Source organism: Pedobacter polysacchareus, assembly GCF_019802255.1.
Taxonomy (GTDB): Bacteria; Bacteroidota; Bacteroidia; order Sphingobacteriales; family Sphingobacteriaceae; genus Pedobacter; species Pedobacter polysacchareus.
In genome coordinates this window covers 809,675-831,567 of sequence record NZ_JAHYSS010000001.1, presented here as the reverse complement: position 1 = coordinate 831,567, position 21,893 = coordinate 809,675, and the positions used below count along the sequence as shown (strand labels likewise).

The 21,893-nt window shown below is 40.7% G+C and carries 19 protein-coding genes and 1 tRNA gene; 8 read left to right on the top strand and 12 right to left on the bottom strand.

What is annotated here, in order from left to right; all coding sequences use genetic code 11:
• Positions 1-210: 210 nt before the first annotated feature.
• Positions 211-1,107, top strand: a complete 897-nt coding sequence (locus K7X70_RS03430) for a LysR family transcriptional regulator (protein WP_222535730.1) — start codon at positions 211-213, stop codon at positions 1,105-1,107.
• A gap of 174 nt (positions 1,108-1,281) precedes the next feature.
• Here the strand turns inward: K7X70_RS03430 and K7X70_RS03425 are convergent, their stop codons facing one another.
• The 7 genes from K7X70_RS03425 to K7X70_RS03395 form a co-directional block, all read right to left on the bottom strand.
• The gene (locus K7X70_RS03425; RefSeq protein ID WP_222535729.1) at positions 1,282-1,611 is read right to left on the bottom strand and encodes a DMT family transporter; all 330 of its coding nucleotides are present in this window, start codon (positions 1,609-1,611) and stop codon (positions 1,282-1,284) included.
• A 1-nt stretch (position 1,612) separates the two neighbouring features.
• Entirely contained in the window at positions 1,613-2,500 is an 888-nt protein-coding gene (locus K7X70_RS03420) for a DUF3078 domain-containing protein (RefSeq protein WP_255606886.1), read from the bottom strand.
• A 77-nt stretch (positions 2,501-2,577) separates the two neighbouring features.
• Positions 2,578-4,320: a CocE/NonD family hydrolase gene (locus K7X70_RS03415; protein WP_222535728.1), complete on the bottom strand. Its 1,743-nt coding sequence runs from the start codon at positions 4,318-4,320 to the stop codon at positions 2,578-2,580.
• Positions 4,321-4,335: 15 nt separating this feature from the next.
• Positions 4,336-5,025 (bottom strand): LytR/AlgR family response regulator transcription factor, encoded by a 690-nt coding sequence (locus K7X70_RS03410; RefSeq protein WP_222535727.1) that lies wholly within the window; start codon positions 5,023-5,025, stop codon positions 4,336-4,338.
• Positions 5,022-6,077, bottom strand: a complete 1,056-nt coding sequence (locus K7X70_RS03405; protein WP_222535726.1) for a sensor histidine kinase — start codon at positions 6,075-6,077, stop codon at positions 5,022-5,024. The genes K7X70_RS03410 and K7X70_RS03405 overlap by 4 nt, the downstream gene beginning before the upstream one ends.
• Before the next feature lie 116 nt (positions 6,078-6,193).
• Positions 6,194-6,841 carry a hypothetical protein gene (locus K7X70_RS03400; RefSeq protein ID WP_222535725.1) on the bottom strand — a complete coding sequence of 216 codons (648 nt, stop codon included), beginning with the start codon at positions 6,839-6,841 and terminating at the stop codon, positions 6,194-6,196.
• A gap of 292 nt (positions 6,842-7,133) precedes the next feature.
• Positions 7,134-7,207, bottom strand: a tRNA-Asn gene (locus tag K7X70_RS03395).
• A 144-nt stretch (positions 7,208-7,351) separates the two neighbouring features.
• On the opposite strand from K7X70_RS03395, the gene K7X70_RS03390 reads away from it, so the two are divergent.
• Positions 7,352-8,272 (top strand): PfkB family carbohydrate kinase, encoded by a 921-nt coding sequence (locus K7X70_RS03390; RefSeq protein ID WP_222535724.1) that lies wholly within the window; start codon positions 7,352-7,354, stop codon positions 8,270-8,272.
• Between the two features lie 91 nt (positions 8,273-8,363).
• Here K7X70_RS03390 and K7X70_RS03385 read toward each other — a convergent pair whose 3' ends face one another.
• The 4 genes from K7X70_RS03385 to murB form a co-directional block, all read right to left on the bottom strand.
• Positions 8,364-8,600, bottom strand: coding sequence for a cytochrome b5 domain-containing protein (locus tag K7X70_RS03385; RefSeq protein WP_222535723.1), 237 nt, complete (start codon positions 8,598-8,600; stop codon positions 8,364-8,366).
• Positions 8,600-9,271 (bottom strand): lycopene cyclase domain-containing protein, encoded by a 672-nt coding sequence (locus K7X70_RS03380; protein ID WP_222535722.1) that lies wholly within the window; start codon positions 9,269-9,271, stop codon positions 8,600-8,602. The genes K7X70_RS03385 and K7X70_RS03380 overlap by 1 nt, the downstream gene beginning before the upstream one ends.
• A gap of 118 nt (positions 9,272-9,389) precedes the next feature.
• Complete coding sequence (locus K7X70_RS03375; protein ID WP_062546813.1) at positions 9,390-9,920, bottom strand: RNA polymerase sigma factor; 531 nt, start codon at positions 9,918-9,920, stop codon at positions 9,390-9,392.
• Positions 9,921-10,089: 169 nt separating this feature from the next.
• Entirely contained in the window at positions 10,090-11,106 is a 1,017-nt protein-coding gene (gene murB / locus K7X70_RS03370) for a UDP-N-acetylmuramate dehydrogenase (RefSeq protein WP_222535721.1), read from the bottom strand.
• 152 nt (positions 11,107-11,258) lie between these two features.
• Here murB and K7X70_RS03365 point away from each other — a divergent pair, with 152 nt between their 5' ends.
• The 5 genes from K7X70_RS03365 to K7X70_RS03345 all read left to right on the top strand — a co-directional run bounded on the left by K7X70_RS03365 (position 11,259) and on the right by K7X70_RS03345 (position 18,325).
• Positions 11,259-11,870: a TetR/AcrR family transcriptional regulator gene (locus tag K7X70_RS03365; protein ID WP_222535720.1), complete on the top strand. Its 612-nt coding sequence runs from the start codon at positions 11,259-11,261 to the stop codon at positions 11,868-11,870.
• A gap of 112 nt (positions 11,871-11,982) precedes the next feature.
• Positions 11,983-12,588, top strand: a complete 606-nt coding sequence (locus tag K7X70_RS03360; RefSeq protein ID WP_222535719.1) for a TetR/AcrR family transcriptional regulator — start codon at positions 11,983-11,985, stop codon at positions 12,586-12,588.
• Between the two features lie 97 nt (positions 12,589-12,685).
• Entirely contained in the window at positions 12,686-14,035 is a 1,350-nt protein-coding gene (locus K7X70_RS03355; RefSeq protein ID WP_222535718.1) for a TolC family protein, read from the top strand.
• Positions 14,032-15,096: an efflux RND transporter periplasmic adaptor subunit gene (locus K7X70_RS03350; RefSeq protein WP_222535717.1), complete on the top strand. Its 1,065-nt coding sequence runs from the start codon at positions 14,032-14,034 to the stop codon at positions 15,094-15,096. Before K7X70_RS03355 ends, K7X70_RS03350 begins: the two co-directional genes overlap by 4 nt.
• Positions 15,097-15,133: 37 nt before the next feature.
• On the top strand, positions 15,134-18,325 hold the full coding sequence (locus K7X70_RS03345; RefSeq protein WP_222535716.1) for an efflux RND transporter permease subunit: 3,192 nt from the start codon (positions 15,134-15,136) through the stop codon (positions 18,323-18,325).
• Between the two features lie 130 nt (positions 18,326-18,455).
• Here the strand turns inward: K7X70_RS03345 and lpdA are convergent, their stop codons facing one another.
• The gene (gene lpdA, locus K7X70_RS03340) at positions 18,456-19,862 is read right to left on the bottom strand and encodes a dihydrolipoyl dehydrogenase (RefSeq protein ID WP_222535715.1); all 1,407 of its coding nucleotides are present in this window, start codon (positions 19,860-19,862) and stop codon (positions 18,456-18,458) included.
• Positions 19,863-20,010: 148 nt separating this feature from the next.
• On the opposite strand from lpdA, the gene K7X70_RS03335 reads away from it, so the two are divergent.
• Positions 20,011-21,888, top strand: coding sequence for a CocE/NonD family hydrolase (locus tag K7X70_RS03335; protein ID WP_222535714.1), 1,878 nt, complete (start codon positions 20,011-20,013; stop codon positions 21,886-21,888).
• Positions 21,889-21,893: the final 5 nt, after the last annotated feature.

Here is a 21,893-nt window from a genome sequence, read left to right as displayed (position 1 = left end):
AGCGCTGATTTTAAGCTCAGCATTTTTGTTTAACCTCTAAACGATTTTGATCCTTAATCACCTAATGATCTGGATCATAAATCTTATTATCTTTTTGATGATACAAAATTAAGCAGGCTCACTGTATAATTAAAATAACTTAAATCATATCTTTGTATCATAATTATAATAGAACAATAAACACGCAGTACAACTATAATAAAACAGCAAATGGTCAATTTAGAATGGTTCAGAACATTTAAAGCGATATATGAAACGGGAACGCTAACCGGCGCAGCAGAGGTATTGTACATTTCTCAACCTGGGGTTAGTTTACACCTCAATTCTTTAGAGGCCTATGTAGGATATAAACTATTCGATCGGACCTCCAGGAAAATGGTGTCTACGGAAAGAGGTAAAGTCTTGTACAATTACATCCTGGATGCGATCACAAAACTGGAAACTGCCGAGCATCATTTTCATAAGAGTACAGAAAAGGATACTCCCACCATCAGCATCGGAATGTGTTTTGAAACTTTTCAATTTACCCTGGAATCTTATTTGCCCAGTCTTCCATTTAATGTGATTATTAAATTCGGAGAATACCCGGAAATGCTCAGCGACCTCGATAATGGCATCCTTGACTTGATCATCACCCCACAAAAAGGAGATTCCAACAACATCAATTACCTGCCCTTTTCAAAAGAAAAGATTGTGCTCGTTGCCGGCAGCAAGACGGACACGACTGGTTTTGAAAAATTGCTGCAAAACGGAGACATGAAAGAGGTACATACCTGGCTGAAACAGCAAACCTGGTACGGCACCACTGCCGATATGGAGCATTTAAGGCGCTTCTGGCACCTTAATTTTAATAAGCGTCCAGACTTCAAGCCCAATTACATTGTACCAAACCTGAGCTCTATTGTACGTTGTATAAGCGGACAAAATGGTGTAGCCATCATCCCAGACTTTTTATGCCGAAAAGAAATAGAAAGCGGACAGATGAAAGTGATCTGGGAAGGAAATGATGTGATTGAAAATACGCTGTATTTCTCGACCAGAAAGAAGACCATCTATGCGGAAGAAATCAAAGTGATCGAAGAGATCTTTAAAAAAGAAATGGTCTGATTTAAAAGAGAAGGTGTGCTCTGAAAGCGCAAATGTGATTGAAAACAAAATTCTGATCTAAATACAGAAGCGCTGATACTTAAAACAGACTGATCATGCGCTAAAATGAATCCCAAAAGTTTTCTTCAACTTTTGGGATTCAGATGAAAATATCAAACGGAGCTACTGTTCTTTCTAATGCGCGGCAGATTTTGAAAACACATTGATCACAATCACGCCGATAATGATCAATCCAATACCCAGCAATGCCGGTAAATCCAAAGTCTGTTTATACAGAAAATACCCAGCTGCGGAAACCAATACAATGCCCACGCCCGACCATAGCGCATAAGCAATGCCCACAGGTATAGTTTTTAAGGTTAAACTGAGGAAGTAAAAAGCCACCAGATAACCAATTACTACAATAATAGAAGGCAGGGGCTTAGAAAACTGCTCAGAGGCTTTTAGGGCACTGGTAGCAAATACTTCGGCGATAATCGCGATAAACAGATAAAGGAACTTCATGTTAAAATTTGTAAGTTAAACCAGCGCCAAAGATCTGTTTTATTTGCAAGACAGAGCGGGATTCTCCAGATCCATCATCTTTAGCGATCTTGGTCTTATCATCATAGATAAATTGTGCACCCGCATTTACAGATACAAACTTGTTCACCTTTAGGAAAAGATTGGCAGTATAGTCCGTATACACATTCTGCGGTTTATCCAGGTAATTCGAATATAGTTTCAGAATGTTCTCAAAACTAATATTTTCCATCAGGTTGATTTTATAATAAGCATCCAGTGAAGCGCCGAATTGGAAATCACTTTTCTTACCTGGATCTACGCCATAAGCACCTGCATCAGACAATTCTTTATTGGTCACCATTACAATGCGAGCTGCTGCAGGAGAGATATTCACCCTGAAATTATCAGAACGCTTATAGGCAAAACCAGGTCCGAAAGTTAAATAAGCTGGGGCAAAAGCCGCAGAAATCAAGGTTCTGCCAGAAACAGGGTACGTATAACCATTGGCAAACTGTGTTTGGAAATTGGCGTAAAAAGTATACATCCAGTATTTAGCCGCTTTATAGCCGACCAAACTATTCAGGATGATCTTATCGTCGTTTTTACGTACACCAATATCTTGCTGTTTACTCAGGCCATATCCAAGAATCACTTTATTATCCCAACTCAATTTGTCCTTTTTATAGTTAAAATCGTAGTTAAACAACAAATTTCCAGCAAAGGCATTAACGCCTCCACCTGCCCAATTGGTAAAGGAACTCTGGTTAATTAAAAAAGTATTCTCTCCATGGATAGTCCAGCTTTTAGCGGTGTCTATACCTGCTGGCTCTTGACTATAGCCAAATAAACTGACAGCAGAAAGCATAAAAAGTAGTAGTATTTTTTTCATAGGTAAGCATTTAATGAGTTGAAAATTAGACGACTACCCTGAAAAACACAAATAATGTGCCTGAAAGGTCTATAAGCTTACTGCTCAGCGCTGGAGAGGCCAAGATCTATATAGCTTTGTGTGGACCACTTAATTTTTAAAGGCTCCCCCGCATCTTTCATCGTTTCTCTGCTAACCTGCTTTCCCGTTCCATAGTTGATCTCTGCAAAAGGATTTTTGTCAATATTGAGCATCAATAACAAACGGCTTCCCTTTTTAAGCTGTCTGCTGAATACCCTGGAGCGGTAAAAAGGAATAGTTTCTTCCTTTCCAGGACGCAATAGTTTTCGTTTGCTGCTGTCATGGGCATAACTTGCCCTGCCTAAAAAATAGGAAAGCTGAAAATACTGCCCATCTGGTGTCAGCTCATATAAAGTCAGGCCAACATCCATGTCTTTTTTATTGATGATCGCCTTTAGTTCCCCTTCCAATGAACCACTTACAGAAACAGCAGTATCAAATGGCTTGCTCAAAAAGAACAGACCGTTACTTCTGTCGATTTCATTTTTGACAATCGGATCGGGGTAATAATCGTTGTTCATGGTGGTTCTATCCGCCATATCGACAGTTTGATTCGTAAAATTGCCTTGAACAGGTTTCAGCGGGGAAAGTCGATATTCTTCTCCGGTTTTGTCCAGATAAAAGCGGATTTTAGAAGCTTCCATTTGATCCAGAGATGGCACATGACGCCAGGTATTGGCGCCCATCACTTCAAAGTTGATCTTGTCCTGGAGCAGTTCCGGCTTCTTCCCGCCTTTCAGAATATAGTCCATCCATTGAAAAGTAATCTCCCGGGTATTGATCAATGCGCGCTCATCCACCTGATAACCTCTTAAATCTGAAACACCTCCTTTTTGCGCCCCAAAATGGTCGTAAGGGCCAATAATCAGGTAATGTTCTGCATTGGGACGGTATTTATAATGCTCCCTCAAATATTCCAATGCCGACACCTGTCCATCATCATAATAGCCGGTAATCGTCAGAACAGGGATATTAATTTTCGCATAGTCCTGTTTAAAAGGAACCATGGATTGCCAGTAAGTATCATAATCCGGATGTGACAACCATTTCTGCAGCCAGGGATTCGGGGGACCATCCAGACTGTCTACCTTGTTATAGGCCACACCACTTTCCCACCATTTCATGCGCATAGCTCGCCAGCGCGCCCCATCATTATTGACGGCATTGTCTGTATATTTATTATTGGTCACATAAAACGGCCATTGGTAATTGGCCAATAAAAAGATATTGTTTTCCATAGGAAGGCCTAATCCAGGAATGGCAGCCACATAAGGCACAATAGTTTTCAATGCAGGGTGCAGGTATTTCGCTGCCGCCCATTGTGCAAAGCCAGAATAACTTCCTCCATACATCGCTACTCTTCCATCACTCCAGGGCTGCTGCACGATCCAATCGATCACCAAATTCACATCTTTCGCCTCATGTTCATAAGGCACAGGATCATCCGGACTGAGCCGCTTGCCCCTCGCATCCGCCACAATTCCGACATAACCATGGTCTGCAGCGCATTTAGCCTCCATCAGACTTCTTTTAGTATCTGAATAAATAAAATACATTAATGCGGTTGGCTGCTGCATTGGCGCTCCCTTTTTCCGGACCACTACAGCGGATAAAGTAATGCCATTAGGCGCTTTGATCAGCACACTATCTGCGATGTTATAATTTAACGCATCGGGTAAAGTCAGCGCTTGGCCATAGCTTAAATGACTAAATAAAAGGCATAGCATGGCCATACCGAATGTTTTTCTGTTCTTTTTCATGATGATCAGATGTTATTATTGATTTAAATTCCTGAATTTAACGGCCTGCCGTTCTGAGATACGCACTGCTTCACCAGTGCTCATCGTGACTAACATCCCATTGGCTTGCCTAATAATGGTTTTAATATGATTCAAATTAATCAGCTGACTACGATTGGCCCTGAAAAACGTGTGTTTGTCCAGTTTTTCCTCCAATTGGTTGAGGGAAGTTTTCAGCAATACCTGCTCTTCCCCAAAATACAGCCTCGCGTAGTTATCTAAAGACTCAATCAGGTATACTGTACTCCATTTGATCAGGTGATGCCGGTCTTTATTTTTCACAAAAACCGAAGCTTCCTCCTTAACTGCAATCCGTTCAAGTAACTGATTCATGGCTTTAGCGAAACGCTCCTCCCTGACCGGCTTCATCAAATAGTCCAGCGCAGCTACCTCAAAAGCTTTCAAAGCATACTCATCATACGCCGTAACGAATATTACGATCGGTAAGCAGTCAAGATCTTCCAATAGCTCAAAACCCGAACGGCCTGGCATCTGAATGTCCAGAAATATCAGGTCTGGTTTCAAAAGTCCAATCAATTCTTGCGCCTCATCTGCATTTGAGGCTTCTGCTAAAACTCTGACCTGGGGATACGCCTTGAGCATCCTTATGAGCTCCATCCTCGCCCCTGGCTCATCATCGATAATTAATGTCCTGATAATTTTCATCGCAAAGGAATTTTAATTACCGCACATACGCCCTCTTCATTTTCATAAATTTCGAACTGTGCATTGCCAGTATAAATGATCTGGAGCCTTTCTTCCAGATTGGTAAGACCGATTCCAGCTTTATCATGATCCCTGGACAATTTGCCCGGGCTGGTTACTTCAATACAGAGCTGCTCAGATTTACGGCTTAGGAGGACATGGATAAATCCACCTTCTTTCTTCACAGCAATTCCGTGTTTCACTGCGTTCTCTACCAGTCCTTGAATACTCATTCTCGGTACTGGAATACTGGAAAATGAAGCATCACTTTCTATTTTAAACGTCAATCGTTCTCCCATTCGCATTTTTTCCAGCTCCAGATAATCCTTTACCAACGCAAGCTCCTCTTCCAAAGGCATTAACATGGCATTGCCACGATAAAGTCCTGCCCGTAAAAGCTCACTCAGCAAATCCACCCCTCGCCCTGCGGCTGTTGGATTGCTATGGCTAAGCGATTTAATGGTATTCAAGGCGTTGAATAAGAAATGCGGATTGAGCTGCATGTAAAGGTTGTCTAACTGCGCCTGTTTAAAATTCAATTCCAATTTTGCATTTTGATTTGCCAGACGAAGTTCTCTTTTCGCATAATGATAGAGGTGATACGCCAATAGCCAGATGGCCATTAAACGGATGCCGGCCATAAAGATCCCTAGCCCATTTTCCTTGAAAAAATCCGTTAAAGACTGTGGAAAATTTAAAGAAAAAAGTAGTCGAATGCCATAGAGTTTAAGTACCGTAACGATGGTATAAATAATGCCCATCACCACTATGCCGGGCAGAATTCTTTTAAACAAGCTGCGTAAGGGTAAATCCTGCCAATGCTGGTTGCGGGAGAAATTCCGATACAAATGTGTGATCAATACATAGATTAACACATCTGTAATCAATTGCAGCAAGGCCAGGTCCAGACGAAAACCACCGGTCAGCAGTCCTTGCAGCATCCAATACAAAGAAGCGATGGTCCATCCGATCAGCTGACATTTCCAATAAAGTGATAAAGGTTTAGTTTTCAAAATCCGCTATTTGAAAACAAATCAACGGAATTAATCACAATAAAAAAGATAAAGTACAGAACCGTCGTGATTTTGGGGATGAGCGCAGAGAAAGCTGCTCAGGATAGCTCAAATCATCAGCGTTTAGTTTTTTCAGGTAAGAAATGACCTTTAAACAAAGAGGCGATTTTGTTGATCGCAATTCTGCCTGGCCTCCCCGGACAATTTTCCTCATAAAATTGAGGCGCATCAAAGTCAAGCATTTTAATTTCCGATTTTGTGATCAAATAGAGCTGTATCCCGCCTCCATCATAAACCACTGGTGCAGCCCGTTCAGCACTGGTATGAGGGGCCGCCGGACAACGATCACCCTCCATCGCATCATCTTTCAATTGCCATGGACGAAGCGCAGAAACCTCATTCCAAAACTGTTTGCGTTCTTCAAGTTTTCCCAGATAACTCCTGAAAAAATTATTGATATCCATTGGTTCGGAAAGTATTTTCATTTGAAGCTTAAACATCGCCTCAGAAATCTTTGCTGGTGTAGGCCCGAAAGCACCGGGTTTTTCAGTTAATTCATAGGTGTAACAGCTGATGATATTGTCTTTTTTGCTGAGCAGATAGTAGGCCGGAAAATGGAACCAGCTATTGGTAAACTCTAGCACCAAAGTAGAATCTGCGTTTACCTGCATCAACTGATGCAGCGGCTGAACTTTTTTAGTTTGTCCAAATGCAGAAATCTGGAAGGATAGGAAAGCGATAAAAAGGAGGAGTCTGTATTTCATATTTTAATAAGTAGATGCAAATCAGCATTCTGGGATGAAAACTGCTGGTGCCACCTCCTTTATAACCCGAAAGAATACATCTATGTTTAATGAGTTAACAACCTGATTTACTATACGGATAGGATGGTTCTCTGGAATTTTATCCCCAATACTTGAAGGAAAAGCACAACCTGCTGGGAGGTTAAGGTCTTAAAATGTACATCTGATCTGGTTTTCATAAGCACCATTAATTTAATCAATTAATGTGAAAACTAAAAGAGGGTGCCTTTTTGGACACCCTCTTCAAATTTTGCTCCCTCTGCTGGGCTCGAACCAGCGACCCTCTGATTAACAGTCAGATGCTCTAACCAGCTGAGCTAAGAAGGAGTATTGGCTACCAAGATAAACGGCTTTTTGAAGTCTTAAACAACATTAAGTTTCGTTCGTTTTGGGAATGCAATATTAGGGGTTTTAATTTATTTATGCAATATTTGTAACGAAATATTTTAAAATAATTTTAAGAAAATATCTATGAGCCTGATAATCATAGGGACTGTGGCATTTGATGCTATTGAAACTCCCTTCGGAAAAACAGATAAGATAGTCGGTGGAGCCGCTACTTACGCAAGTTTAGCTGCATCTTACTTTTATGATAAGGTGAAAATCGTCGCTGTTGTTGGTGATGACTTCCATAAGGAAGACATTGATACATTTAATACACACGGAATTGATACCGAAGGACTACAAATAAAAGAAGGAGAAAAATCTTTCTTCTGGTCAGGAAAATACCACAATGACATGAACAGCAGAGACACTTTAGTCACTGAACTAAATGTTTTAGCAGATTTCGATCCGATCATTCCAGAGAATTACCAGGATTGTGAGTACCTGATGTTAGGTAACCTAACACCAGTGATCCAGCGTACGGTTATAGAAAGATTAAAAAACAGACCGAAGCTGATTGTTTTGGACACGATGAACTTCTGGATGGACATCATGATGGATGATCTTTTAGAAACCATCAAATTGGTAGATGTATTGACCATTAATGATGAAGAAGCCCGTCAATTGTCAGGAGAATACTCATTGGTGAAAGCGGCTAAGAAAATCTTAGCAATGGGTCCAAAGTACCTGATCATCAAAAAGGGTGAGCATGGTGCATTGTTGTTCAGTGAAGACAAAATATTCTCTGCACCGGCATTGCCATTAGCAGAAGTATTTGATCCAACAGGAGCTGGTGATACTTTCGCAGGTGGTTTTATTGGCTATCTGGCAAAAGTAGGAACGGTAAACTTCAACAACATGAAAAATGCCATCATCTATGGTTCTGCTTTGGCTTCTTTCTGTGTAGAGAAATTCGGAACAGAAAAAATCTTAAACTTAACGGATGAAGAAGTTGCAGCCCGTATTCAGGAATTTGTGAGACTAAGTTCATTTACGATTGAAGCTTAATTGAAAACCTATAATAAGCCTGCTGTATTACCTTAAATGGAGTGCTTGCAGGTTAAAATAAAAAGGAGTGCTGATTTTCAGCACTCCTTTTTTATACTTTCAATTTCCCTACTGCTTTGAATTTTTCAAAGACAGTTTCGGTATGCGGCGCATCGGCGAGTTCGGCCGTGAGGTCCTGCCCTGCCCAATGTTCATAGTGCTTTCCGTTTCGCCATAGCCGACTCTCCGTTACCTCATAAATGACTCCTTGATAAGCCACCCAGATCTCCGGTTTATCCTGTCCATTGCGTAAAGCCAATTGCTGTTTACTGTACAGTGGTAATTCCATTAGCCTTTAGCCCTGCTTTTAAACCATTCAAATAAATAAACACTCAATAGCAGCATACCCATAAAGTAAAAATGACTTTCAAAAGGGATATAGCCAATTCGTAAATCAAGCGTATCCTTATAGGAGATCAGCGGAAGCAGGGAAATTACGCCATAAGCGATATAAAATACCACTAAACTTAATAGATAGGCCCGGTAAAACCGATAACTAAACCGCAATTTATTGACGTATTCTATGTAAAGGATCAATATAAAAAGAAAGCCAAAGGTCACTGTACTATACCATTTCAGGTGCGCAAAAAAGAGCATAGCGATACAAATTCCTAGCATCAGGTTACTCATTGAAAGGCTAAATTTATCCAGGGAATTTTCTGGAAAAAACACATTTAATCCCTGATAGATGGCAATTCCTGCCAGGCAGCTCGTCATATAAAAGAGCGTTTCTTCTACTGGGATCAACCAAATAGAAATGCCTGATAAATACGTAGGATTAAACACCCATGCACCGAAAATCACAAACAATGTAGCGAAAAAGGAAAAAAGCAATCCAGTGATCACCACCGCAGGAATGGCAAATTTTATGGTTTGGTTGAGGCTTGTTTTTTTAACGAAGAGCAGCAGGATGGGAATCAGCAGCATACCCAATGCCAACAGCAGGTAAGTAAGGTTCATTGATCATTTAGTTTAGCCCAAAAATATGATTTTGACCCCGTTTAGCAATTTTCTTTTTTGAGCAAAAAAAAGTGCCTCAACATTACATTAAGGCACTTTATATGATTTTCTATCAGGATTACATGATTTCTGCTCCCAGGATTTCTTTTGAATAAGTCTTCAGATATTTTTTAAGGATCTGGCGGGCTACATGGATTCTGGTTTTTACAGTTCCAATTGGAATATCTAAAATCTCCGCAATCTCATGGTATTTATACCCTTCAAAGTATTTGATAAATGGAACATAATATTCTGGCTGAAGCGTAGCTAAAGCTTTATTGATGTCGCCTATGATGAACTTGCTGTCGCTCGTATTTTTAGAAGCACTATAGTGCAGATTAGCAGAAGAAATATCGTCAGATTTGGTAATTAAAGCGTTGGTTTTCACCAGTCGTCTGTAATTATTGATGAAGGTGTTTTTCATGATGGTGAATAACCATCCTTTTAAATTGGTACCTTCTTTAAATTTGCTGTAGTAAGTTACAGCTTTCAACATAGTGTCCTGTACTAAGTCATTTGCATCCTCAATATCTTTGGTAAAATTTAAAGCGAATGACTGCAAAGAAACCGAATGGTCGTTTAGTTGGAGGTTAAATTCATTTTTTGTCATAATGTTTTAAGTTTTAAGGTTAAAAAGGCAAACAAACAAAGATTTATGAGTGGCGCTCGCTAGTTTGTTTAATCTTACACACCAAAGGCTATACAACATTAGTACCAAAAAATCAACACCAATATTAAGAAATTGTTTTTCGGGGTTGACTATAAGAAAGAGCCCTATGTCACAAAATATTTACTTCTCTTTCCAATCTTACACCAAACTTGGCCTCCACCGTATTTATAATGTTTTCTGAAAAACTGTACACTTCCTGTCCAGTAGCCTGTCCATGGTTGACAAGTACCAGCGCCTGATTTTTCCAGGTGCCCGTTTCTCCGACGATCTTCCCTTTAAAGCCACACTGCTCGATCAGCCAGCCCGCGGCCAGCTTTACCTTTCCATGAGGGACTTGATAATGAACAACTTCCGGGAATTTTTCATAGATATTTTGAAAATCAACCTGATCAATTACCGGGTTCTTAAAGAAGCTTCCCGCATTCCCTATAGTAGAGGGATCGGGCAATTTACTCACCCGGATATGAGCCACCACGGCAGATACATCCGCGATAGTTGGTGTACTGATGCCACGTTTAGCCAACTCCTCCTGAATAGCGCCATATTGAGTGTTAATTTTCGCTATACGACTTAAACGAAAACAAACTTCGGTAATCAGGTATTGCCCCTTAAGTTCATTTTTGAAAATGCTATCGCGATAGCCAAAGCGACAATCTGCGTGGCTAAAAGACCTGTATGTTCCGGTAGCCAGCTCTAGTCCGATACAAGATTCAAATACATCTTTCAGTTCTACGCCATAAGCACCAATATTCTGTATTGGTGAGGCTCCTACCGTACCCGGAATCAGCGCCAGGTTCTCCACACCTGCATAACCATGCTGCACACAGTAGTTCACAAAATCATTCCACACTACGCCAGCTCCTGCGGTAACCAATAGTTCATCCCCATCTGCCACAGCAGAAATCCCTGGAATACTCACTTTTAGCGCCAATCCTTCAAAATCTTTGGTAAACAAGACATTACTGCCCCCTCCTAAAATCAATAAGGGCTGTGTATGGAGCAGTGCTGAATTCAGCAGTTCCTGCAAATCTGCAGGGGTACTTACTTCTGCAAAATAACGGGCGTTAACAGCGATACCAAACGTATTATAAGGTTTAAGGGAAGTATTTTGTTGGAAGATACTCATAGTTAAAATGAAAGATTTGCTATAGGCTACAAATGTAATTGTTCGGGAGGGGAATCAATATGATTAAATAAATATTTAAAAAAATTGCCTATTTTTCGTCTCTATTGTTTAAAAAACAGTATTTATCATAGCAGCGGGAACAAAAAATCTAAATGGAAAATCAGGATAAGAAGAGAATTTTAATTATTGAGGCGGCTTTAAAGCGTTTTGCCCATTATGGTTTAGCGAAAACTACCATGACCGAAATCGCAAAGGACATTTCCTTCTCTAAAGCATTGCTTTATTATTATTTCCCTGATAAACTCAGCCTTTATGTAAGTGCAATAGAGCACCTCATGCAAATCATCAGCAGAGATCTGGTGAAATCTATTGACAAAACAAAAACAGCCAGCGAAGGCGTCCTTAAACTGCTACAAAAAAGACAAGCTTTTATTCAAAAATACTACAACATCCTGGAGTCCAGTCAGATCATTGGAAATGAACTTCCAGAAAACCTGGCGGAGAAGTTCCATAAAGCCAGAACTTTCGAATTCATCATTATCGGCTCTTTGTTTAGCCGAGGGGTCACCAATAAAGAATTCTTTATCAGTGACACTAAACTCGCCACCGAAATATTCATTGATGCCTTATCTGGTATCCATTTCAACATCCTTTCCAAAGACAAAAGTATGTTCCCAGGAAAAGAGCAGTTTAAACTCATCTTTCAAAAAGAAAAAATGTTTGCGGACATCTTTTTAAATGGATTAAAAGCTAAGCCAGAATAATTTGTCACCATAAAGTAATTTTCATTGGATTTTCAAGACAAAATCCTACTTACTAAATTATGGTAGTATTTTTGACTGTTGAAATAAAAAAGTCAGAAAGTAGAAAAGTAGAATGGTAGAGACAGATAAAAAAAGGGAATTGATTATTGAGGGGGCAATCAAGCGGTTTATGCATTATGGCATCAACAAAACCACAATGAACGAAATAGCAGACGATTTGTCCGTCTCTAAACCCTCTTTATATTATTATTTTCCGGATAAAAGCAGCTTGGTACTGGCTGTAATTGTGAAGATTTTCAGTGATTATTTTGAAGCACTGGAGAAAGATCAGGCCACAAAAACTACAGTAGAAGAGTGTTTAGCGGCTTTTGTAGAGATCAGACATCGTTATTTTCAAAAATACTATATGCTGCACCTTTCAGGCGGCAGTCCGGATGCTTCCCTGAACTCAGATAGTTTGAGAGCGTCATTCCTGGAAATGAAGGCCAAAAATGAAGATTTCCATGCCAAGGTTTTACAGCGTGCAATCGACAATGGAGAAATCGCTCCTGTTGATCCTTACAAAATAGCGGAGCTTTATCTGGACAGTCAGGCGGGAATCACTTCCCTATGTTTACTCCATGGCAATAAAGAGTTATTCCCAAGCAAAAAGGAAATGAAAACCATATTAGAGAAACAGCACCAGCTGTCGAAGATATTTATCAAAGGCTTAAAGTAACCATAGCATGGTTAAAAACTTCATGAAGAATACGATAAGAACAACAATAAAATAACAGACGGATTTAAATAACAATAGACCACAAATTATAATAAACATGAATACTATAATTAAACAGGTAAGACTGATCCCACTACTGCTGCTGGGATTATTATTATCTAATGTAGCAAGCGCACAGCAAACGCTGGTTCTCAAAGACGCCTTAAACTACGCCATTCAGAACAGTGCAAATACGCGCAAAGCGAAATTGGACATCGAAGGTGGTCGTTATAAAACAGAGGAGGTCAGAGCTCAGGCATTGCCATCCGTAACTGGAAGTGGAGGATTAACGTACAACCCAATCATTGGGCAATTAGTGGTTGGAACAAATCTGGATGGATCTCCTATGGCCTTTAAAATGGGTAAAGCATGGAATGCAAATGCCGGAATCCAACTGAATCAGCAACTTTTCAATCAGCAGGTATTTACTGGCTTAAAAGCAGCCAGAACGAGCGAAAGCTATTACAATGCCAGCGCTGAGTTAACGGATGAGCAGATCATTGAGCAGGTAGCCAACAACTATTATCAGGTATTGGTAAACAGACAGCAACTGAACGTGATTGATACCAATATCAAAAATGTGAAAGTGGTAGAAAACATCATTGGCAATCAATACAAAAACGGTTTGGCCAGAAAAATCGATGTGGATAGAATTAAAGTAAACCTGACTAACCTGGAAACCAGACGTGAGCAGACTTTAAACGCCATCGTTCAATTAGAAAACCAATTGAAGTTCTCTATGGGCATGCCGGTAGAAACTGCAATTGTATTACCTAAATCAGAATTAGACCACAATCCGACACTCCCTACTTTTGCAGATACAGTAAACGTAGAGAACAGAACGGAGATGAAACTGCTAAACATTCAAAAAGACCTGCTGACTTTACAGCGTAAGGCTTATGTGGCAGAATACTACCCTACCTTAGCTTTAGCAGCCAATTATTCTTATACCGGACAGAGTGATAAGTTTGATTTATTCAAGAAAAACGGTGAAGCTTTCTGGTATGGCGCCTCAGCAGTTGGTGTAACCTTAAAAGTACCTATTTTCAATGGTTTCGCTACGCGTTCCAGAGTCCGTCAGGCAGATGTTGACTTGAAAAAAGCAACCGAAGACAGAAGAGAGACACGTAACGCATTAAATCTTGCTTACGAGAATGCAAAGATCCAATTGAAAAACAGTGTAAATACCATTAATTCTCAACGCGCAAACGTATTGCTTGCTCAAGAGATTTACAACAGCACTCAAAACAATTACAACAATGGTCTTGCTGCATTAACTGACCTGTTAGATACAGAAAATGCACTTACAGAAGCACAGAACAGCTATACCCAGGCCTTATTGAACTATAAGATCGCCGAAATTCAATTAATCAAATCAAACGGAAATATAAAATCACTACTACAATGAAAAAAGGAATAATTACTGCCTTAGTAATCATAATTGCCATAGTCGGGATCGCCCTGGTGTTGAAAAACAATAAAAAGAAAAATGCAGAGAAAACGGCAATTGTTGCGGAAGGTAGCGGTGCAATTTCTGTTCGTACTGAAGTAGCGAAAAAAGAACCTATTAACCTTGATTTTAGCGTTAACGGTGTATTTGCTCCTATTCAGGAATTGAATTATATGGCGGAAATTGCTGGTCGTGTGACTGCTATTTATGTTAAAGAAGGCGATAGAGTAACTAAAGGTCAGCCTTTAGCACGCATCGATGCAGAAATCTTAAATACGGATAAAGAAACTGCAGAAGCAACCTTACAAAATGCCATCAGAGATGAAGCAAGATATGCCAGCTCTTTCCAAACTGGCGGAGTAACGCAGCAACAATTAGATCAGGCAAAACTGGCGGTTAAAAACGCTAGATTAAGACTGCAGAGCTCACAAAAAAGAGTAAGTGATGCGAACATGAGGTCTCCGATCAATGGTGTCGTAAACAAAAAATATGTGGAAGTTGGTGCCTATGCAAATGCACAGGGTACACAATTGTTTGAATTGGTAGACGTGTCTAAATTGAAACTTAAAGTAAATGTAGATGAGTCGCAGGTAGCTAACATCAACATTGGCGATCAGGTACCCATCAAAGCAAACGTTTTCCCAACTGATAACTTCCAGGGAAAAGTAACTTTCATCGCTGCAAAAGCAGATGCTTCTCTAAACTTCCCAGTAGAAATCTTAGTAGAAAACAACAAGAAAAACACCATTAAAGCAGGTATGTACGGTACTGCAGTATTCAAATTCCCACACCTTGCCCCTACCATTATCATCCCTCGTGGTGCATTCTTCGGTAGTGTGAGCAGCAACCAGATCTTTGTATTGGGTGAAGGTAATAAAGCGGTATTGCGTAAAGTAGTTGCAGGTAGAATCCTTGGAGAAAATGTTGAAGTGTTGGATGGCCTGAAAGAAGGCGAAACAGTGATCACCAGTGGACAAATCAACTTAGTTGATGGAACACCGGTTGTTCCTGTAAAATAACCAACAATTAGCATGAATATATAACAAAACTATTCTGATGAAAATAACAGAAATTTCTATAAAGCGCCCAACACTCGTTATTGTGGTTTTTACCGCGTTAACGCTGATGGGGCTATTGAGCTACTTTAGCCTGAGCTATGAGTTATTACCAAAGTTCTCGAACAACGTAGTCTCGATTTCCACTATATATCCCGGAGCTTCACCTAATGAGGTAGAGAATACCGTAACTAAGAAGATTGAAGATGCCGTCTCCTCCATGGAGAACATTAAAAAACTAAACGCGGTATCTTATGAGAGTTTATCCGTAGTGACCATCACCTTAAATGATAAAGCCAATGTGGATTTATCTTTGAATGAGGCACAGCGTAAAGTAAACTCCATCCTTGCAGATTTACCAACGGATGTGAAACAACCTTCCCTGAATAAATTCTCACTGGATGATTTACCGGTAATCACCATGTCGGCATCCGCGAAAATGGATGATGCCGCTTTCTATGATTTGATCGATAAGCGTATTGCCCCAATCCTTTCCAGGGTTTCAGGTGTGGCGCAGGTCAACCTGGTAGGTGGTTCTGAGCGTGAAATCGTAGTGGGCTTAAACGCAGCTAAGATTGAAGGTTACAACCTTTCTATCCCTCAAATTCAACAAGCGATTTTAACCTCCAACCTTGACTTCCCTACAGGAAGTGTGAAAACCGAAAATCAAGACGTATTGATCCGTCTTTCCGGAAAATTCAAATCGGTTGATGAATTGAGAAACCTGATCGTAGCCACCAGCAAAACTGGTGCTCAAATCAGATTAAGCGATGTTGCTGACGTACAGGATTCGCAAAAAGAAGTAGAGAAAATTGCACGTATCGACAGAAAAGGTGCGATCGCGATTCAGATCATTAAACAATCTGATGCGAATGCGGTAGAAGTAAGTAAAGGCATGCACAAAATTGTGGCTACCCTTGAAAAAGACTACAAAGCAAACGATTTGAAAATCATTATTGCCAACGACAGTTCGATCTTTACTTTAGAATCAGCTGACGCGGTAATCCACGATTTAATCATGGCAATTGTCCTGGTAGCTTTCGTAATGCTTTTCTTCCTGCACAGTTTACGTAACGCGGCAATTGTTATGGTATCCATTCCAGCTTCCCTGATTGCTACGTTTATCGGGATGAGCTTATTCGGTTACACCTTAAACCTGATGTCTTTACTTGGACTTTCCCTGGTGGTAGGTATCCTGGTGGATGATGCGATTGTGGTATTGGAAAACATCTACAGACACATGGAGATGGGTAAAAACCGTGTTCGTGCTGCTTATGATGCAACCGCAGAGATTGGCTTTACCGTAGTATCGATTACTTTAGTAATTGTGGTGGTGTTCTTCCCGATCGCAGTGAGTTCAGGATTAGTTTCTAATATCCTGCGTCAATTCTGTGTGGTGGTAATTATTGCAACCCTACTATCATTAGTGACTTCATTTACTATCGTTCCTTTATTATCATCTCGTTTCGGTAAACTGGAAAAAATTGAAGGTAAAAATGCTTTCGGACGTTTCATCTTATGGTTCGAAAAGCAATTACATAAATTTACAGTTTGGGTAACTGGTATTTTAGAATGGACCTTACGTCATAAAGCCATTACGATTATTGGTGTATTTATGCTGTTATTGAGCTCATGTGGATTAACAATCGGTGGTTTCATCGGTACAGAGTTTTTCCCTAAGAGTGATAAAGGTGAGTTCCTGGTACAGATTGAGCTTCCAAAAGATGCCTCTCTGGAAAAAACAAACCAGTTTACTCAAAGAGCAGAAGCTTTCTTAGTGAAAAAACCAGAGATCACTCAAATGATTACTACCGTTGGACAATCCAGTGGTGATATGGGTGCTTCTCAGGCTACTGCCTACAAATCTGAGATCAACGTAAAATTAGTAGAACGTAAAGACCGTGCAGATGCTTCAGATATTTATGCCACGAAAGTGAGTCGTGAATTGTCGAAATCACTAGTTGGTGCGAAAGTAAAAACAGTACCGATCAGTATTTTAGGTATCGCAGAAAACGCCCCTATCGACCTTATCGTAATGGGATCCGACCTGGATAGTGCTATGAAATACGCAGAAGGTGCAATGGAAGTGCTAAGAGGAATTCCAGGATCTGCAGAGGTGAAATTATCTGTAGAAAAAGGTAGTCCGGAGATCAATGTTCAGGTAGACCGTGATAAAATGGCTGCTTTAGGATTGACCCTGCAAACTGTAGGTATGACCATGCAAACTGCTTTTAGTGGAAACACAGATGGTAAATACCGTAAAGGTGAGTACGAATACGACATCAACATTCAGTTCCAAAGCTTTAATCGCCGTAACATTGACGACGTAAGAAACCTGACTTTCATAAACGACAGAGGCGATAAAGTAAAATTGATTCAATTTGCCGATATTAAAGAAGGTTCAGGCCCAAGTCAGCTGGAACGTAGAGATAAGAGTACTTCTGTTTCTGTAAAAGCGCAGTCTATCGGTAGGCCAACAGGTACAATCGTAACTGAGTTACAGAATAAACTGATAGAATTGGAAAACAATGGTAAACTTAAAAAACCAGTTGGCGTAAGTTATGTATGGGGTGGTGACCAGGAAAACCAGAGTGAAGGTTTCGGTACTTTAGGTATCGCGATGATGGCTTCGGTGATCTTAGTATACCTGATCATGGTCGCCTTATATGACAGTTTCGTTTATCCGCTAGTGGTAATGTTCTCGATTCCGTTATCGGTAATCGGTGCCTTACTTGCCCTGGCGATCACAAACAACTCATTAGGTATCTTTACCATCTTAGGATTGATCATGCTGATCGGTCTGGTAGCGAAAAATGCGATCATCCTGGTCGATTTTACAAACCAGATGAAGGCAGAAGGTAAATCGACACATGAGGCCCTTATTCTGGCCAACCATGCACGTTTACGTCCGATCCTAATGACCACGATTGCGATGGTAATCGGTATGCTTCCTATTGCATTGGCCAGTGGTGCCGGTGCGGAATGGAAAAACGGTCTGGCATGGGTAATCGTAGGTGGACTAACCAGTTCCCTATTCCTGACGCTGATCGTAGTACCGGTAATGTATCAGATCTTTGATAACATCTTAACTAGATTTGGCTTTAATGAAAAAGGCCAGTCGATGGAAGAACTGATCGCAGAACCTTATGATCATAAAGACGTTAAAGAATACGACCTGGACGGTAAGCACTAAACCGCCCGGATCATCAAATAAAAAGAGGAATCTGCTAAATGCAGATTCCTCTTTTTTTATGTTACAATAATAGCCCATAAACAAAGAAACCCCAATTGCTTGAGGTTTCTTTGCTATATCAAAACGAGGATTAAATATGAATCGCTCTGTTTTCAGTTGCAGCCATTGCCGCTTCTTTTAATGCTTCTGTATAAGTTGGGTGTGCATGGCAAATTCTTGCGATGTCTTCTGCTGAAGCACGGAATTCCATAGCTACCACAGCCTCAGCGATCATATCTGCTGCACGTGGACCAATCATGTGTACACCTAAAATTTCATCTGTAGCCGCATCAGCCAATACTTTTACGAAACCATCCGTATCCATACTTGCTTTTGCACGTCCACTCGCTTTGAAAGGGAATGAACCCGCTTTATAAGCCGTACCTTTTTCTTTCAGCTGCTCTTCAGTAAATCCTACTGAGGCTACTTCCGGCCAGGTATAGACTACTCCTGGAATCAGGTTATAGTTGATGTGTGGTTTTTGTCCGGCTAAAGTTTCCGCAACATAAATACCTTCATCTTCTGCTTTATGTGCAAGCATTGCACCTTTAATTACGTCACCAATTGCATAAACACCAGGAACCGAAGTCTCTAAATGCTCATTCACCGGGATCTTGTTGCCGCGATCTTCAGTTTTGATGCCGATATTTTCTAATCCTAATCCTTCAGTATAAGCTGTACGACCTACTGCAACGATACAGTAATCCGCTTCGATGCTTACAGCAGCGCCTTTTGAATTTTCAGCAGTTACCGTTACACGTTTGCCTTTAGCAGTTGCACCAGTTACTTTATGCCCCATAAAGAACTCCATGCCTAAAGATTTTTTCAATACACGCTGCAATTCTTTTCCTAAACCAGCGTCCATTGTACCAATGATCGAAGGCATGAATTCCACTACAGAAACTTTAGTACCTAAACGTGCGTAAACAGAACCTAATTCCAGTCCGATTACACCACCACCAATGACTACCATCTCTTTTGGCACTTCTTTGATGTTCAAAGCTTCTGTCGAAGTAATGATTCTCTTTTTATCAATCGGCAAAAATGGCAATGCTGTTGGTTTAGAACCTGAAGCAATGATCACATTTTTAGCAGTAATGGTTTCTGTAGTTCCGTCTTCTTTAGTGATAAGAATCGTGTTTTTGTCTACAAAAGAACCCAATCCCTGGAAAGAATCAATTTTATTTTTTTTGAAGAGGTATTGAATTCCGGCAGTATTCTGAGCTACTACATCATCCTTACGAGCGATCATCTGTGGCATGTCCACTTTCAAATCTTTCAGGTTGATTCCATGAGTCTGGAATGTATGTGCAGCATTGTGAAAATGCTCTGAAGAGTCTAACAATGCTTTTGAAGGGATACAGCCTACGTTTAAGCAGGTACCGCCAAAAGTTTTATATTTTTCTATCACTGCCGTTTTTAAGCCAAGTTGAGCACATCTGATTGCGCCAACATAACCGCCCGGGCCCGAGCCAATAACAACTACATCGTATTGCATATTAAGGATTTTTTTTGTGGAACAAAGTTAATAAACCTATCCTAATAATCCCCCTAAAAGCAATTCTTTCCTCATCTTTAATGTTACATTTTCAAAAATGAAGTCCCGATTTCTGTATATTTAAGCTTCCATAAAAACAATACCCAACATGACCCGCTTTAAATTTTCCTGGCTAGCCATCCTGCTGCTTTTTGCAGGAACCTCAGGCTTCGCACAGCTATCTGATTCCGCGTATGTACGCCAGAATTACACCAAAATCGAACGCAATATTCCAATGCGCGACGGCATTAAATTATTTACTGCCATTTATATCCCCAAGGATAAAAACCAGAAATATCCATTTATGATCAACCGAACGCCTTATACGGTTGCCCCTTACGGAGAAGATAAATACAAAACTACCCTCGGCCCTTCCCCATTGTTCCTGAGAGAAGGCTTTATTTTCGTGTACCAGGATGTACGTGGAAAATGGATGAGCGAGGGTGAATTTGTAGATGTAAGGCCGCATAATGATCAGAAAAAAGGTAAAAAAGACATTGATGAGAGCTCAGACACCTATGATACGATCGACTGGCTGATCAAAAACATCCCTTCAAATAATGGTAAAGCCGGTATTTACGGGATTTCTTACCCGGGCTTTTATTCTACAGCAGCATTGCCAGGCGCCCATAAAGGCCTGAAAGCAGTATCTCCGCAAGCCCCGGTTACCGATTGGTTTTTGGGAGATGATTTCCACCACAATGGCGCATTTATGCTGGCCGATGCTTTCAGCTTCTACTCGTCTTTTGGCGTTCCAAGACCAAAACCAATTACCCCAGATAAAGGCCCAAAACCTTTTAAATATCCAATTGCAGATAATTACCGCTTTTACCTTGGCCTTGGTGCCTTGAAAAATGCCAAGCAGAAATACTTCGGCGACAGCATTAAATTCTGGAATGACCTGATGGCGCATGGCACTTACGATCAATTCTGGAAAAACATGAACATCAGACCGCATTTAAAAGGCGTAAAACCAGCAGTATTAGTAGTCGGTGGATTCTTTGATGCAGAAGATGCTTATGGCGCATTACATACCTATAAAGCGATTGAAGATCAAAATCCTGGTGCCAAAAATAACCTGGTAATGGGCCCATGGTTCCATGGCGGATGGTCCAGAGGCACAGGTGAAAGTTTCGGAGACATTGACTTCGGACAAGCCACCAGTACCAGCTATCAGAAAAAACTGGAGTTCCCTTTCTTTATGCAATACCTGAAAGATGCTCCCGATGCAAAACTCGCAGAAGCCAATATCTTTGTTACCGGCAGTAATGAATGGAAAGCTTTTGAAACCTGGCCACCGAAAAACACGGAAAATAAAACACTTTATTTCCAGCCAGAGGGACTGTTGAGTTTTGAGAAACCAACCGCGACCAACAGCTTTAACCAATATGAAAGTGACCCTAATGCCCCTGTTCCTTATCAGGATGGTGTACAGGCGCGAAGAACCAGAGAATACATGATCGATGACCAACGCTTTGCGGCCCGCCGACCAGATGTACAGGTTTTTCAAACCGCAGTCCTGACAGAAGACCTTACCCTTGCAGGCCCATTAGCCGCAAACCTAGTCGTTTCTACTACTGGAACAGATGCCGATTACGTAGTTAAACTGATTGACGTATATCCGGAAGATGCGCTTCCAATGGAGCCAAATCCTAAAAATATCATCATGGGTGGTTATCAAATGCTGGTGCGTGGTGAAGTGATGCGCGGTAAATTCAGAAATAGCTTCGAAAAACCAGAACCGTTCTCGCCTGGACAAATCACCAAAGTGAACTATAATATTCCTGATGTAGCACATACTTTCAAAAAAGGCCACCGCATCATGATTCAGGTTCAAAACTCCTGGTTCCCATTGGTAGACAGAAATCCTCAGGTATTCACAGACATTTACCATGCTGCCGACAGTGACTTCCAGAAAGCGACGCACCGCATTTACCATGATGCCAATAACGCCTCCGCTGTATCTGTGACCGTTTTAAAGCCTTAAATTAA